At 42.5% G+C, this 13,111-nt stretch carries 19 protein-coding genes; 6 read left to right on the top strand and 13 right to left on the bottom strand.

Translation table 11 applies throughout. The features are described 5' to 3' along the window. Window positions 1-71: 71 nt before the first annotated feature. From AC0VYI_RS18440 to AC0VYI_RS18460, 5 genes are all read right to left on the bottom strand, one after another. Entirely contained in the window at window positions 72-365 is a 294-nt protein-coding gene (locus AC0VYI_RS18440) for a HigA family addiction module antitoxin (RefSeq protein WP_475444706.1), read from the bottom strand. Then, the gene (locus AC0VYI_RS18445; protein ID WP_475449836.1) at window positions 365-490 is read right to left on the bottom strand and encodes a type II toxin-antitoxin system RelE/ParE family toxin; all 126 of its coding nucleotides are present in this window, start codon (window positions 488-490) and stop codon (window positions 365-367) included. Before AC0VYI_RS18445 ends, AC0VYI_RS18440 begins: the two co-directional genes overlap by 1 nt. Continuing rightward, the gene (locus AC0VYI_RS18450) at window positions 487-990 is read right to left on the bottom strand and encodes a GNAT family N-acetyltransferase (RefSeq protein ID WP_475429127.1); all 504 of its coding nucleotides are present in this window, start codon (window positions 988-990) and stop codon (window positions 487-489) included. The genes AC0VYI_RS18445 and AC0VYI_RS18450 overlap by 4 nt, the downstream gene beginning before the upstream one ends. Next, entirely contained in the window at window positions 953-1,264 is a 312-nt protein-coding gene (locus AC0VYI_RS18455) for a type II toxin-antitoxin system TacA family antitoxin (protein WP_475444708.1), read from the bottom strand. The genes AC0VYI_RS18450 and AC0VYI_RS18455 overlap by 38 nt, the downstream gene beginning before the upstream one ends. Window positions 1,265-1,396: 132 nt before the next feature. Then, on the bottom strand, window positions 1,397-1,564 hold the full coding sequence (locus AC0VYI_RS18460; protein ID WP_475444710.1) for a hypothetical protein: 168 nt from the start codon (window positions 1,562-1,564) through the stop codon (window positions 1,397-1,399). Between the two features lie 121 nt (window positions 1,565-1,685). Between AC0VYI_RS18460 and AC0VYI_RS18465 the strand changes: the two genes are divergently transcribed. Further along, window positions 1,686-1,970 carry a cystatin family protein gene (locus tag AC0VYI_RS18465; protein WP_475444712.1) on the top strand — a complete coding sequence of 95 codons (285 nt, stop codon included), beginning with the start codon at window positions 1,686-1,688 and terminating at the stop codon, window positions 1,968-1,970. A 46-nt stretch (window positions 1,971-2,016) separates the two neighbouring features. Here AC0VYI_RS18465 and AC0VYI_RS18470 read toward each other — a convergent pair whose 3' ends face one another. After that, window positions 2,017-2,628 (bottom strand): Rha family transcriptional regulator, encoded by a 612-nt coding sequence (locus AC0VYI_RS18470; protein ID WP_475444714.1) that lies wholly within the window; start codon window positions 2,626-2,628, stop codon window positions 2,017-2,019. A 670-nt stretch (window positions 2,629-3,298) separates the two neighbouring features. Between AC0VYI_RS18470 and AC0VYI_RS18475 the strand changes: the two genes are divergently transcribed. Together AC0VYI_RS18475 and AC0VYI_RS18480 are read left to right on the top strand one after the other, a co-directional pair. Further along, window positions 3,299-3,775, top strand: a complete 477-nt coding sequence (locus tag AC0VYI_RS18475) for a helix-turn-helix domain-containing protein (RefSeq protein WP_475444716.1) — start codon at window positions 3,299-3,301, stop codon at window positions 3,773-3,775. 108 nt (window positions 3,776-3,883) lie between these two features. Next, on the top strand, window positions 3,884-4,963 hold the full coding sequence (locus AC0VYI_RS18480; protein ID WP_475444718.1) for a hypothetical protein: 1,080 nt from the start codon (window positions 3,884-3,886) through the stop codon (window positions 4,961-4,963). Between the two features lie 77 nt (window positions 4,964-5,040). On the opposite strand, the gene AC0VYI_RS18485 is transcribed toward AC0VYI_RS18480, so the two are convergent. From AC0VYI_RS18485 to AC0VYI_RS18505, 5 genes are all read right to left on the bottom strand, one after another. Continuing rightward, window positions 5,041-6,072 (bottom strand): contractile injection system protein, VgrG/Pvc8 family, encoded by a 1,032-nt coding sequence (locus AC0VYI_RS18485; protein ID WP_475444719.1) that lies wholly within the window; start codon window positions 6,070-6,072, stop codon window positions 5,041-5,043. Beyond that, window positions 6,063-6,272 (bottom strand): tail protein X, encoded by a 210-nt coding sequence (locus tag AC0VYI_RS18490; protein ID WP_475444720.1) that lies wholly within the window; start codon window positions 6,270-6,272, stop codon window positions 6,063-6,065. Before AC0VYI_RS18490 ends, AC0VYI_RS18485 begins: the two co-directional genes overlap by 10 nt. Then, window positions 6,256-6,648 carry a phage tail protein gene (locus tag AC0VYI_RS18495; RefSeq protein WP_475444722.1) on the bottom strand — a complete coding sequence of 131 codons (393 nt, stop codon included), beginning with the start codon at window positions 6,646-6,648 and terminating at the stop codon, window positions 6,256-6,258. The genes AC0VYI_RS18490 and AC0VYI_RS18495 overlap by 17 nt, the downstream gene beginning before the upstream one ends. Before the next feature lie 119 nt (window positions 6,649-6,767). Beyond that, entirely contained in the window at window positions 6,768-7,448 is a 681-nt protein-coding gene (locus AC0VYI_RS18500) for a hypothetical protein (protein WP_475444724.1), read from the bottom strand. Window positions 7,449-7,686: 238 nt separating this feature from the next. Beyond that, the gene (locus AC0VYI_RS18505) at window positions 7,687-7,878 is read right to left on the bottom strand and encodes a hypothetical protein (RefSeq protein ID WP_475444725.1); all 192 of its coding nucleotides are present in this window, start codon (window positions 7,876-7,878) and stop codon (window positions 7,687-7,689) included. Window positions 7,879-8,095: 217 nt separating this feature from the next. Here AC0VYI_RS18505 and AC0VYI_RS18510 point away from each other — a divergent pair, with 217 nt between their 5' ends. Further along, the gene (locus tag AC0VYI_RS18510; protein ID WP_475444727.1) at window positions 8,096-8,542 is read left to right on the top strand and encodes a hypothetical protein; all 447 of its coding nucleotides are present in this window, start codon (window positions 8,096-8,098) and stop codon (window positions 8,540-8,542) included. Window positions 8,543-8,655: 113 nt separating this feature from the next. On the opposite strand, the gene AC0VYI_RS18515 is transcribed toward AC0VYI_RS18510, so the two are convergent. Continuing rightward, window positions 8,656-9,279 (bottom strand): Rha family transcriptional regulator, encoded by a 624-nt coding sequence (locus tag AC0VYI_RS18515; protein ID WP_475444729.1) that lies wholly within the window; start codon window positions 9,277-9,279, stop codon window positions 8,656-8,658. A gap of 519 nt (window positions 9,280-9,798) precedes the next feature. Here AC0VYI_RS18515 and AC0VYI_RS18520 point away from each other — a divergent pair. Both AC0VYI_RS18520 and AC0VYI_RS18525 read left to right on the top strand, forming a co-directional pair. Beyond that, window positions 9,799-11,046, top strand: coding sequence for a type II toxin-antitoxin system RelB/DinJ family antitoxin (locus AC0VYI_RS18520; RefSeq protein ID WP_475444731.1), 1,248 nt, complete (start codon window positions 9,799-9,801; stop codon window positions 11,044-11,046). After that, complete coding sequence (locus tag AC0VYI_RS18525; protein ID WP_475444733.1) at window positions 11,043-11,879, top strand: DNA adenine methylase; 837 nt, start codon at window positions 11,043-11,045, stop codon at window positions 11,877-11,879. Before AC0VYI_RS18520 ends, AC0VYI_RS18525 begins: the two co-directional genes overlap by 4 nt. Here AC0VYI_RS18525 and AC0VYI_RS18530 read toward each other — a convergent pair. After that, on the bottom strand, window positions 11,876-13,102 hold the full coding sequence (locus tag AC0VYI_RS18530) for a hypothetical protein (RefSeq protein WP_475444734.1): 1,227 nt from the start codon (window positions 13,100-13,102) through the stop codon (window positions 11,876-11,878). The two genes, AC0VYI_RS18525 and AC0VYI_RS18530, sit on opposite strands and share 4 nt — an antisense overlap. Between the last annotated feature and the right edge of the window lie 9 nt (window positions 13,103-13,111).

The raw sequence follows: 13,111 nt of genomic DNA on the forward strand, positions 1-13,111 counted from the left end.
GCTGTTTTTGTGCAGTTTTTTTAAAAACTCAACGCGGTGCACTTTCAAAAAACTTGATCTGATTGAATGACCTAGGCCACAACAAATTTAACGGGATGAACATTCGTTAAATTCAGATGCTGTTTGGCCTGCCAAAGATCATAGGCATCTTGCATGGCCAGCCAGCTTTCAGGTGTTCTGCCAAGTGCTTTAGATAGACGCAATGCCATTTCAGGCGAGACGGCACTCTGCCCTTTCAGGACACGACTTAACGTGGACGAGGCGACATCCAATTGCTTGGCTAAAAAACGGCAACTAAAACCCGCTGGCTCAAGATAAACATCACGGATGAATTCGCCTGGGTGCGGAGGGTTGTGCATACTCATTAGTGATAATCCTCATAGTTGAGAATGTAAGCATGACCATCAACAAACTCGAAAGTAATACGCCAATTCCCGTTCACAGTAATAGACCAAAACCCATCTCGATTGCCTTCCCCAAATTCAATTATTCTCGATCTTTAAAGAATACCACAATCGAGTCGATCGGCATCCAAAGTTTGGAGGTGTGTTCTTCCTTCTGAAGGAAGATAAAGCCGCAATTCTGATAAAATGTAACGAGGTCATCGTCTTTGGCATCGACAAACAGTCCAACGACGCCCATATGTTCGTTTATCAGTAAAGTCCGCCGCATTGCGTCGATTACCATGATTTTGGCGATGCCCTGCCCTTGGTAACCTTCATCCACACCCATTCTGGCTAGTACCACGCCGGGCAATGGGTTAGGGTATTTCTTGTACAGTTTATGAGGAACAGGAACTTTGACCTCAATATTACTGAGCGAGTAGAAGCCCGCAATGTCTGTTTCATCGCTTCCTTCTAGAACAAACGTCCTAGACAGATTGCGCTTTGCTGCACTGTGCGCAGACTCTTTTAGGAATTTGTTAATTCGTTCATTGCCACAATCGAATCGTTTACGATTGTGGCTTTCTTTTAAAGGTGACACTGCCATTCTCATAACCCTTTAGCGCATCATAAGCGTCATCAAGATGTTGAATCTCTGGCGGATTATCTAATGCTTCAAAAAATCGGTTAGCCCCTTCCATAGACAACTTCAGCAGCCTGTTTCGCTCTACCACTTCTTTTGCCTTTTCTAAAGCGGCATCAATCATAAACTGAGACATTGAAGCACCGGACAGCTCCGCCGCGCTAATAATGATCTCTTGAACCTCTTTTGGTGCTCGCGCAACGAGCCGCACATTTTCTTGCGTTTGAGAAGTCTGCATACTCCATCTCCTAGACTGTTTGCATTTACAGTCTTTCATCTACCGTTTTGGGCAACAAGCCTCTTAAGTGTTGCCATTATGGCACCAAAAAAACACACAATCAACATGTTGCCATTATGGCACCACAAACACCTAAACTACTACACTCACCACAACAAAACACTTGGTACCCCGCTTTGCCATCTCCTCAAAATTGAGGGCACGGTATTCGTCACTGCATTCTAAGCTTTCTATCTTACGTAAGATGTTGTCATGACGCTTATCAAAATGCTTGGTAATGACAACGACTTTCACTGCCAACCTTACACTCCAAGTTTTTCGTGTAATCCCGTGTAATCGACTTAATAAAATAATAGCCCTATTCTGCGTCTGTACCCCATATCAAAGGGGATATTTAACACATATAGACAAGGAGATTAAAATGGAGAATAAGCAAATGCCTGGCGGATGGACACCTTTTTCACCAGATATCAGTAAAGAAGAAAGAGAGATGTTTGATAAACTTACATCGTATAACCTGCTTCTAGAGTACACCCCTTTACTTGTTTCTACGCAAGTTGTTGCAGGTATGAACTATCGATTCATCTGTAATGTAAAATATGTAAATGTAAACCCTGAGCCACCTGAATGTACGAAGATGATTCAAATCTTTGCTCCACTACCAGGTAAGGGTGAACCTCATATAACCCATATAACTGATCTGTAAGATAGGACCAACTAAAGCCCACTTTTCGTGGGCTTTTTTGTGCTTGTTATTTGTACTTAGGTATTGGCCAGTCGTCTAGGAAGGTGCGGTTAGCGTATTCCTTGATGCATTCGACGTTTTTATTGACCCAGTCGGGGGTGCGTAGCTGGGCGATTTGGGTTTGGTACATTCTAATGGCTTGTACCATGTCGTTTAGGTCGCTGGCGGGGAGGACGACGGGGTTGCTTTCCAGTTTCATGGAGGTAACGATGTTGTTGATCAACTTGTACTTCTCGGCTTCTTGTACGGCGGTGTCGGCTGAGGGCGCGGGAAGGTGTTTTTGCTCGTGGAGTTGCTTTTCCATTTGGTTGAAGGCGTTGATGTAGGCTTCTTTGAACTGGGCGGCTTTTGCGCCAGTAAAGCCCATGGCCAAGTAGACAAAACCATCTTTGGTGATACGGTACATAGGGCGTAACTCCCCTTTTCCGTCTTCATATTCAACCAACTCAAAATTGAGGGCGTTAAATTCATCACTACAATCTAGGTTTTCTATTTTACGTAAGATGTTGTCATGGCGCTTACCAAAGCATTTAGCAATATCGGTAGAGGTAGTAACGATCTGGTCATTACTGATTTGAACGGATGGAACATCATTTTTAGAAATCTGTGTATTCGCCATACTTGGCTCCTTTGGTCATTGTTATGACCACTCCTTAAGGCGGTATTCTTAAAGGGTGGTGGGTCTGAATCAGGATACCACTACCGCCCAAAGGAAACGGCCTAGCCGAAGCTAGCCTGAGACAAACCCACCATAACAGGTGGACTCCGGCCCACAAAAAAACACGCGGTGCGTGTTTTAGGCCGCTTTGGTGAAACGGGGTGGTATTCCCGGCACTGGATTTTGCCAGTGCAAGGAGAATGTTAGATCAAGATGCGGGGCGGGTCAATGGAGGAACATCCAATTACCTATACTCCCTGCCCTTCCTCGCTTCTTGAACACTTCGTGTAATGCCGTGTAATCGACCATTCAAAATAAACGGACTAATGTCTGGTTTGTAGGCCACAGAAACTGAAATTATCGGTATCGAGGTTTGGAGGTTTGGGGTCAGATGAAATAAAATAGATAGAAGTTATTATATAGTGAAATTTAGTTAATAAAATATTTTTAAAAAAAGCCATGGGTGCTAAAAATATGAAAATAATTTATAAAATAAATGACATCAAAAAAACACATATCAAAGAAAACTTAAATTTAAAACAAAAAAAACAACATAACGATAAAACAATAATAATATCAACACTAGAATACTTTAAAAAAAAAAGAAATCTCTCCAAATACTTGGTGGATTTTGTATTTATCAAATAATAATGAACGAAAAGAAGCATATAATTATAAAAATGTTACAGCTCTTATTTTGCCGATAAATTATGAAGAATTAAATCAAACACTTCAACAACTATCCATTACAAGCTATCTTGATCTATGGGATATTGATAGCAGCCTCTCATCCCATGTCTCGATGTATGTAACTCAAAACATGGACAGATCAATCACAGTAGAGTCAATAGCTTCTTACCTATCTGTTAGCGTTACACATATTGATAGATACTTCAAATTAGAACACCAATGTTCAACATCAGATTATATCCGAAAACTAAAAATCAACCATAGCATTTGGTTATTATCCAATACTGATATTCCTATTTCTGAAATTGCATTGCGTATTGGATACAACGACCAAAGTGCATTCAATCATAGTTTTAAAAAACAAATTGGGATAACACCTTTAAAATATAGAAACTCACAAAAAAAATATAAATTTTAACAATTATTTAATTAAAAAAAATACAATACTAAAATCTCCTCAATACCGAGGAAAAGAAATTTTGGAATTAATTTCCATAAAAAATTAATGCATTTAAAGGATATAATCATGGATAATTATAAAATTTTTATCGTTAACAAAACTACCTCAAAAAAACAATTCTGGGCCTTTTTAAGCGAACCAGAGGATACATTTTCTAAAGATTTATATTTGAACTCATCAGCCTACATAACGATCAAAGCAAACAGCATTGATCAGTTAAACAGTTTCACCATCCCACTTCAATACTCAACTGAAGCTGGATGTTCAAATAATGCTGTAGGCCTAAATACAGTGATAGAATCCTCAACAACAAAAAAAGTAGATCTCACAGATGGTCTTACTGCAACATTTACTATCTCAGATGAACACTTAGGTCCAGATCTATCAAGCCCAGTATCAGGAGAGACAGATCAAGGAAAGGTGAAAGTAGTCGTAGATCCATTTGCGCAAAACGACGAAGATAAATACTCGTGGTATCCCAGCCTAACCTTTGGTGTACAAAGTCAACAAGGTTTCATGGGGTATTCTTGGTCTCCAGAACCTGGAGAAACATATAAAATCAAACCTAAAGTGAAGTTTTATATAGCAACTGGAAGTTGGGAAAGCAATCAACTACTTGATATGAGCAGTATTTCAACTGATAGCGGAATGGTCACTGAAGATGATTTTGATGCTAAGCTGGAATGCACTGTTACTTTAGAAAACGGCGAATGGTCAGTAGATAAAGGCAGACCAGAAAATAAAAGTAAGCTGTTAATTCAAATGATAGAGTCTCACAATTATCTTAGTAAAAGCCACACTCAACTTACTAATTTGATCGCTGAAGCATCTTTCGTTACTGACTTGGTTGTTGAAGATAAAGATAAGTCTATATCAAAAGGGGTTGACTACCCCATTAAATCTAAGATGTATGATAAAGCACTTTCTCAAGATGTAGCAGCTGAACCTTGGATTTACGGTAGCATAACTCTAGCCACTGCAGTTGGGGTCGGCTTTGTGTATATGTTTGCATCAGGTACTAAATTCACACTTGTTAAACGTAATAACGCAACAAACTTTACATTTAAATATGATGGAGCAAAAGGAGCAGAACAAGTAAGAGAATTACTCAAAGCTGGCGCTGCATTAATTTTTACAAAAAATTAATTCGACTAATTTATTTTTAAGTCAAAGAGCCCGTAAATAATGGGCTCTTTTTTTGGCTTAAATTTGACCACAAAGTCTCAACTATCAAAACTGTAAAACACCTCACTCGCCACAACCGAACACCGATACCCTGCTTTGCTGTCGCCTCGTGCGGTGACTTTGTCGATGGACCAGTTGCCTTTCATTTCCGGTGGGAAGGTGTCGTTGAGGGTGAGGATGCCTTCTGCGACGAGTTTGGGGTTGCCTGGTAAGTCGAGTGTGACGCTGGAGCCTTGGCGTTGGCATTTGATGAGGTCGTCTTGGCAGGCTTGTTGGGCGGTGGTTGGGTTGTCGTAGCTTTGGCGGAGTTTTTTGAACGGTGCGGTGCCGACGTGTACGGTGTGTTCTTCCCCTGTGTTGTGGTTTGTCCAGTTGGCTTTGACGCCGGTGATGGCGCTGCGGCTGGGTCGGTCGAGTTGGCAGTTGATGAATTGGCCTTCGCTCGGTGTGTTCTGGCTGGGTAAGCTGACGACGACGGGGGGCATGGTTTGCCCTGTGATGGTCTTCACTTGGCCCCGTTTGGCGAGCACGTACAGGTCGTTGACGGGTTTGGCGATGGCGTCCCGTTCCCGTGCGAGGCGGGTTAGGAAGGCGCTGTCGGTTTCGTCGGTTTGGTCCATGTGCTCGAGGACGACGCTTTCAAACTCTTTGGCCACTCGTGGGCTGAATCCGTGGGGCGTGACGACTTGGCGGAACAGGTCGGCAAGGCTGACGTTTTCGAAGGTGCGTGTGCGGCGCTCTTTAAAGCCGGTCTTGTCTTCTACCTGAAACGGCGCGGCGGTGGCGACGATGGTGACGCTGGGCGGAAACAGCTTCGGCACGATGCGGGTGATTTTGAACTGGCCTTTGTCGATGAGGTTGTCGCCGTAGCCTTCTAGCCACGTGAGCACGGCGCCCTCTTTTGGCAAGCCTGTTTGCCCTGTGGTATCGATGTGCAAGGTGAGTTGGTCGCTTTGTGTCCCTGCGGCGTCGATACGCTCCCACGAGGTTAAACGATTATTGATGATGCGTTCCCCTGCTCCGCTCACGCGCACGCTTGGTAAGTAGTTGGATTGGTTGTTTAGTCCCATATGTTGGTTACCGTCTCGGGGGCTTTGTCTGGCAAGGTGGGGATGTCAATCACAACGCCAGCGGGCAGCACTGGCCCGTAGGCTTCTAAGCCGGGGTTGAGTTCGAACAAGGCTTCTTCCGCCTCGTCATCGTTGCGTTTTAGGGCGATCCACAGGATGTTGGAAATGGTGTCGCCGTCGCGGCTACGGATGGTGGTCATTGGCGTATTCCTCTAACTCGATGGTGAACGCGAGGACGAAGGCGGTGCCGTCGTCGATGATTTTGTCTTGCTTCTCTTGCAAGCGTTTGATGGTCCATTGGCCTAAGTTGTTGCCGTAGCCATCGGCCAGCACCAAGGGCGCTCGCTGGTTTTGTAAGGCGCGTAAGGCGTTGAGATTCGCCATACCATCGCCTTGAAACCACGTCCCTGTGACGGTGATGTTCTCCAACTGTTGGCCTGTGTTTTGACTCATCGGCTTTTGACCGTATCGCGCCACCGCGACCCAACCGCCGTCGCTCGTGCGCTGCAAACCCTCGTATGGTGTGCCTTCGCTCAGCGAAAACACAAAACCACCGAGCGACATCATCTGACGCATGATTACTCCTTAGATAAAAATGGAAGGACAGAAACGAAAAAGCCCATCGGAAGGATGGGCTTGGATTCAGGAATAAGCTTTAGGTTTTTTATTGCCTGTACTATTTTTTAAATTGAAGTTTAATAAGTAAATGTGTATCCAGCAATTTGTCGCTTCCAGCTATATACATTTAAACATACCGTATACTTGTGTCCCCTTTTAAAGGTTCCATTATCGTATTCTAGCAAAGCTAAGCCTTGATCAGGGTCACCTTTATTTAAGTTGTGAACTACATTCCCTATCGCATGACTATTATCCTGTAAACTCTCTCCTTCCACTGCGTATATACTAACTTTGTCTCCCTCGCCTAATATCTGACGCGGAAGGTGATATCTACTCAGTATGTGTGTCTCTGAGTTGTTATATGCGGTGCATGTTGATGGTTGAAAGTTTGACGGTACAGCCTGATTGACATCCACTGTAGCTGCTACAGCCACATATACTGGTTGATCGACTTGGTCTGGACCGTATTCAATTTTATATGAATGATCTTCAAAATTTAATTTATCATCCTGAACTTTTAAACTCACTGGACTTTCTTTACCTGGGACTTTCTTACTCACTACTAGGTTATTCTGGTCATCTCTAATATATACAACCCCACCTGTATTAGTCCCTGTCGTTGGTCTATTAACAGTTAAAACCACCAAATCTAGCTGAGGAATAACATTTTGTATGGATGTCATCTCCACCCACTTAATATTTTCTAAAAAGCTACTTGGCAGTCCTTTTTTTAAATAATCTTGTATGTTAGTTTTCATTATTTCTATCCTTAATTGTTGATTAACATGCTTAGAAAGTCCATTCTGGACTTAATTAAGACTATATTTTTATCAGGAGTGGTCTTTTAACGTCTTTTTATTCCATTAAAGTGTCACTATCCCTAAATAAAAGTAACTTCAGCCTTCAACAATCAAATTAGTCTTTTAATTTAAACATGACAATTACACGGTATTACACGAACTAAAAAGCCCACTTTTTGTGGGCTTTTTGTGTTTGTTACTTGTACTTAGGTATCGGCCAGTCGTCTAGGAAGGTGCGGTTGGCGTATTCCTTGATGCATTCGACGTTTTTATTGACCCAGTCGGGGGTGCGTAGCTGGGCGATTTGGGTTTGGTACATTCTAATGGCTTGTACCATGTCGTTTAGGTCGCTGGCGGGGAGGACGACGGGGTTGCTTTCCAGTTTCATGGAGGTAACGATGTTGTTGATCAGTTACTTTCCTTGGAGGGAATAGCTCTCGGCTTCCAGCGCGGCGGTGTCGGCAGGAAGGTGTTTTTGCTCGTTGAGTTATTTGGAGTCGATAAAGGCTAGGTGCTATTTTTCATCTGCCCCCCAAACTCCATTAACTTGTTAGGCTTAATACACTAATGTAAAGTACGTTATTTGACGTTTTGAGTACATATAAATGAACGTAAAATTAGTCACACTTTGTAGCACTATAGTATTAACTTTTGGTGGCTTAGCATTCCTTCGTTACAAGCGCAGAAAAGAAGGCTGGACAGTTTTAGAAAAAGTAATTTTAGGAGCTGGAGTAACCGCGGTTGTTGTAACTGTTGTAATCACCACCCGAGATTACAATAGAGCAAAATCTGCAATTGAATCTGTAGGGGAAATAGCTACGGACCAAGCAATAGTCAACATCACAGACTTTAAATCCATGCAGACACTTGGAGATATTGCAAAAGAGTTTAACTTAACACATCAAAAAGCAAGGTACTTAATTAAAGACCTTGACATAACTCACGCAGGTGAAGTTGTGCGCACAGGCCTTGACTACGGTTGGTACTGTTGTAAGGTTTACGATCTAGAAACAGCATCCTTAATCCGTAAAACCCTTGCAGCAAAAACATAACATCTTAATGCTACGCATTCGTGTTTACACATTCATTGATACTAAAAGACTTTCTCGTTTCCTACCAGTCTAAAAAACAACTAAGCCCACTTTTCGTGGGCTTTTTTTGCTTGTTATTTGTAGTTAGGTATCGGCCAGTCGTCTAGGAAGGTGCGGTTGGCGTATTCCTTGATGCATTCGACGTTTTTATTGACCCAGTCGGGGGTGCGTAGCTGGGCGATTTGGGTTTGGTACATTCTAATGGCTTGTACCATGTCGTTTAGGTCGCTGGCGGGGAGGACGACGGGGTTGCTTTCCAGTTTCATGGAGGTAACGATGTTGTTGATCAACTTGTACTTCTCAGCCTCAAGCGCGGCGGTGTCTTCTGGGGGGGCGGGAAGGTGTTTTTGATCGTTGAGCTGTTTTTCCATTTGGTTGAAGGCGTTGATGTAGGCTTCTTTGAACTGGGCGGCTTTACTGCCGGTGAAGCCCATGGCCAAGAAGACAAAGCCGTCGCGGGTGATGCGATAGGCTCGGTCTTGACGTGTTGCGCCCTTGCCTACTTCCACATCAATTATCATCGGCTCAAAATTGAGCGCATGAAATTCTGCACTGCATTCAAGGCTTTCTATTTTACGTAATACGTTTCTATGGTGTTTGCTAAAGTGCTTAGCAATGTCGGTCGATGTGGTAGTGATTTGATCGTTGGTAATTTCTACAACGGGTGCGTCATTGCTTGAGGTAATGTCCGTAGCCATAGTGGCCTCCTTGTGTTTATTTCGAATTTCACCCTTTTTCGAAGAAGGGTGTCGGGAGGTTCGAAACCTGCACAAGTCCAGGCGGAGTTATTTCCCTTACGGGTATTGTATTCCTCGCCCTCCCGACGCAATAATGCGCCTTTGTAACTGCATAAATTGCAGACACAAAAAAACCAACGCTTACGGGGTTGGGCTATCCGACTTGTGTAAAGAGGTTTCGACGCCTCAAGAACAATGGTAGATCAGGATGCGGATGGGGTCAATGTTCAAAACAACTCAGACGATTAAAACCAATAGTTATAGCGACAGGTGAAACATTACTGGCTTTCATCCTGACACTAGCCTCTTTCTTTGATAGTTAACTCCATGCTCAACGAGCAATCAGAGAGCAACTAATGTCTGAGCGCCTGTTGAGTTGAACGAAGAAATATCAAAATTCCTCCCCTTTTTAAATATGTGCTACATTGTATTTCATAGGAACATTGTGCTACATTGTATTTCACAACAGGAGTTTTAATTATGTCTACTAAACCCACCACTACAATACGTATCGATCCAGATGTAAAAAAACAGGCTGGTGAGGTGTTCGACAACATCGGCATAAGTATGTCCGCCGCAATTAATACCTTTCTTAAAGCAGTTGTTCGCGAGGGCACTATGCCATTTGATATAAAGGCTGAGCGCCCCAAACCACATACAAACCCCGGAAATGCAAAGCTTAACCATGCATTTATAGTCAAGAAGGATGAGTTTTATACCCAGTACCAAGATGTAGAAAAAGAAATGCTACTCCACCGAGAACAACTAAAGGGTAAATCCATACTTTGTAATTGTGATGATCCTTTTGAATCGGCCTTTTTCCATTTTTTTGCAGTTAATTTCAATGAATTAGAGTTAGCAAGCCTAACATCCACTTGCTATGCCGAGTCCTCTTTAGCAGGGAAAGAATATCCACTAGAAGGTAGTGCAGGTGCATATAAAGCGGTAGTAACTGAAGCACCAGATGAAACTATTGTGAGACCTGACGGCTCACTAGATTTAGAAGTCTTGTTTTCTATGAAAGGAAACTATCTTGAACATCTTGCAGGTGATGGTGATTTCCGAACAGATGAATGCATAGCTTTGCTAAAAAAAGCTGACATAGTAGCCACAAATCCTCCTTTTAGTCTCTTCAGAGAGTACATGAGCCTACTAGAAAAACATAAAAAGAATTTTATTATCCTTGGGAATATGAACGCTACAACAACCAAGGAAATATTTCCCCTCTTTCGTGACAATAAAGTTTGGTATGGAGAGTCCATCCGCTCAGGAGATCGAAAATTTTTTGTCCCTGATAGCTACCCGCTAAATGCTTCAGGCTGCGGTATAGATAATAATGGAAGAAGATTCATTCGGGTGAAAGGCGTACGCTGGTTCACTAATCTGAAGACTAATAAATCTCACACCCCCCTAGATTTGATTTGCAGTTACAACAAAGATGACTATCCATTTTACGAAAACTACGACGCCATCGAAGTTGGACGAACTCAAAATATTCCAATGGACTACGAAGGTGTAATGGGGGTACCTATTACATTCCTCGACAAGTACAATCCAGATCAGTTTGAGATTATTATGCTTGCAAATGGTAACGCTCGTACTAACGTATCTTCTAAGACTCTTTCAGAAGTTAATTATCGAATACACACTGAAGACAGAGGCGGTGTCGGTATGATTAACGGACGAAGAGCGTATGCCCGAATCTTGATTCGCAGGAAATCTTTATGAGTAGTCTGATGCGCGTCCCCTGCTCGTATCAAGGCGGCAAGCAGCGAATCGCAGCTCAGGTCGTTGACCGCTTATTAGAAGCCGCTCCCAGCAATAACTCTCAATTCTATGATCTATGTTGTGGTTCTGGCGCAGTGTCCATTGAACTGGTTAATAGAGGTGTCGACCCATCACGAATTTGGATGCTTGACATAAGCTCATGGGGAGCTTTTTGGTTAGCTATTGGCTCAGGCACATTCAACATCGACGTTTTCGACCGATTTTTGTCTGAATTACCTAGCGATAAACGCGACTATAAGGCTCATATGTTGGCCTTATCGGCACTACCAGTGAGAGATGAAGAGATTGAGCTTTATCCTCTACTTCAGGCTAGTTCCTTTGGAGGAAAACAAATTTGGCGCAAAGGAGAGCTCTGGGTTAACGCTTGTTTTCGTGACTACTGGGAACCTACGGCCACTAGTGTGCGCCGTAGCCCAGCAAACCCAATGCAGCCAGGACCAACTGAATTACGTAGACGTATAGAGGCTCTCATGAATGGCATGAAAGGAGTAAATGTCATTAACGATGATATAAAAACAATCCTCACCACCTCTATTTCTAGTGATGCTGTGGTGTATGTTGATCCTCCCTATAAAAGCACGACGAAGTATGGATATAGTTTTGATCTTGCAGATTTTATAAATCAATTTTGTGAAATTAACCAAAACCCTTTGTTTATTTCAGAAGGCATTCCGTTGAACGACAAATCTTCAATGCTCACATTTGGGGGAGCAAAGGGAGGTATTAGTGGAGCTCGAAAAGGCAAGCACCAAGAGTGGTTAAGTCGCTTCTAAAGCAATCCTAGCCACTTTGCATTTTTCGTTAAGCCATTTCGAGCTAAAATGCTTGAAGCCTCCATGAAATTTTCAAGATCAGACTCTGGAAATACAGATATTGAGTAGTAGTCATCATTAATCTTAGTAAAGGTAACTACTTTCATCACCAAGTAAGAACTTTCGCCTTTGGCTCTAAATGCATCGGTGATCTTCTCTCCAGAAAAACTAACTCCCTTAATTTGGAGTCGCCACGTTCCGTTTGCGTTTTTTCCTGTAGGAAAAAGTATGGTATTCCCGTTATAGTCAATACCTTCAAAGTTTAGGGTAATGTTTTTTTGAATATCTGTAGATGTAGGGGAAACACCAAAGAACTCAACACCACCTCTCATGAATCCTGGCTCTCCTAGATCAAAAGTAGTCCCTTTGGGTTCACCTCGTTCAACCAGAGACTTCATTGATAAATCCAAAATATTCCGTGACCCGCCAGTTAGTTTTCTGGTTTCAAACCAAATAGTCTCGTTCTCGTCATTTTGAGTCGCAGATACTTTCCCCTTCGTTATCACGATAGGCGCTGCCGTAGTTTCTTCCTTTAGAATGCCAACTCGAGGTAACGATGCGCGAACACCATTGCCAAATAAACGCTCACGATCCTCAGCTTCTTTAGCAACTTTTGCTAAACGTACTTGTTGACTTACTTCCTTAGCTATATACCCATTGTTAAGAAGTTTATCTATATCGTCTTTTGTAGTAATAGACATAAACGAGCCTTTAAGTGAGGCCAAGCTTTTGAAGTAACTCTCTTGCACTTTTAATATTTCAATATCTTCAGCATTCGACATATTCAACGAAATATGTGCTGAACTCTCGAAATTTGTCCACAGACCACCACCAGTCAAGTTATGTGAACCAACGACTATAACCCCTTCTTCATCTCCTAAAAGTTGATAAACCTTTGTGTGAAATGTCTGGCCTTTTTCTGAATGAACTACACTTAATGAGTCCGTACAAAGGAGTAAAGCGGTAAGAGCCTCGTATGACGTCACACCAAAATCTACGCCTATATAAGCATTTACTATTCCACCTCGCTCCCTGAAGCTTTTAAGTGAATCCTTAATTCTAAGGACACCACTGTTCTTTGCAAAAGCGACAACGATATTTAATGTGTGAAAATTAGGTGACTCAAGCAGCGTGATCAGCTGGTCTCCTAACTGTCCGTTAAAAGGTTGGTTCATCAATTTCATTAAGCATTC

It is taken from the genome of Marinomonas sp. 63XJN7_9_ISO-PGPR-S23-217 (assembly GCF_056173515.1).

Excerpts from the sequence above, each read along its gene's own strand:
- AC0VYI_RS18440 (WP_475444706.1), bottom strand. The coding sequence starts at position 365 with ATGAGTATGCACAACCCTCCGCACCCAGGCGAATTCATCCGTGATGTT.
- AC0VYI_RS18450 (WP_475429127.1), bottom strand. The coding sequence starts at position 990 with ATGGCAGTGTCACCTTTAAAAGAAAGCCACAATCGTAAACGATTCGAT.
- AC0VYI_RS18455 (WP_475444708.1), bottom strand. The coding sequence starts at position 1,264 with ATGCAGACTTCTCAAACGCAAGAAAATGTGCGGCTCGTTGCGCGAGCA.
- AC0VYI_RS18465 (WP_475444712.1), top strand. The coding sequence starts at position 1,686 with ATGGAGAATAAGCAAATGCCTGGCGGATGGACACCTTTTTCACCAGAT.
- AC0VYI_RS18470 (WP_475444714.1), bottom strand. The coding sequence starts at position 2,628 with ATGGCGAATACACAGATTTCTAAAAATGATGTTCCATCCGTTCAAATC.
- AC0VYI_RS18480 (WP_475444718.1), top strand. The coding sequence starts at position 3,884 with ATGGATAATTATAAAATTTTTATCGTTAACAAAACTACCTCAAAAAAA.
- AC0VYI_RS18485 (WP_475444719.1), bottom strand. The coding sequence starts at position 6,072 with ATGGGACTAAACAACCAATCCAACTACTTACCAAGCGTGCGCGTGAGC.
- AC0VYI_RS18490 (WP_475444720.1), bottom strand. The coding sequence starts at position 6,272 with ATGACCACCATCCGTAGCCGCGACGGCGACACCATTTCCAACATCCTG.
- AC0VYI_RS18495 (WP_475444722.1), bottom strand. The coding sequence starts at position 6,648 with ATGCGTCAGATGATGTCGCTCGGTGGTTTTGTGTTTTCGCTGAGCGAA.
- AC0VYI_RS18500 (WP_475444724.1), bottom strand. The coding sequence starts at position 7,448 with ATGAAAACTAACATACAAGATTATTTAAAAAAAGGACTGCCAAGTAGC.
- AC0VYI_RS18505 (WP_475444725.1), bottom strand. The coding sequence starts at position 7,878 with ATGAAACTGGAAAGCAACCCCGTCGTCCTCCCCGCCAGCGACCTAAAC.
- AC0VYI_RS18510 (WP_475444727.1), top strand. The coding sequence starts at position 8,096 with ATGAACGTAAAATTAGTCACACTTTGTAGCACTATAGTATTAACTTTT.
- AC0VYI_RS18515 (WP_475444729.1), bottom strand. The coding sequence starts at position 9,279 with ATGGCTACGGACATTACCTCAAGCAATGACGCACCCGTTGTAGAAATT.
- AC0VYI_RS18520 (WP_475444731.1), top strand. The coding sequence starts at position 9,799 with ATGTCTACTAAACCCACCACTACAATACGTATCGATCCAGATGTAAAA.
- AC0VYI_RS18525 (WP_475444733.1), top strand. The coding sequence starts at position 11,043 with ATGAGTAGTCTGATGCGCGTCCCCTGCTCGTATCAAGGCGGCAAGCAG.
- AC0VYI_RS18530 (WP_475444734.1), bottom strand. The coding sequence starts at position 13,102 with ATGAAATTGATGAACCAACCTTTTAACGGACAGTTAGGAGACCAGCTG.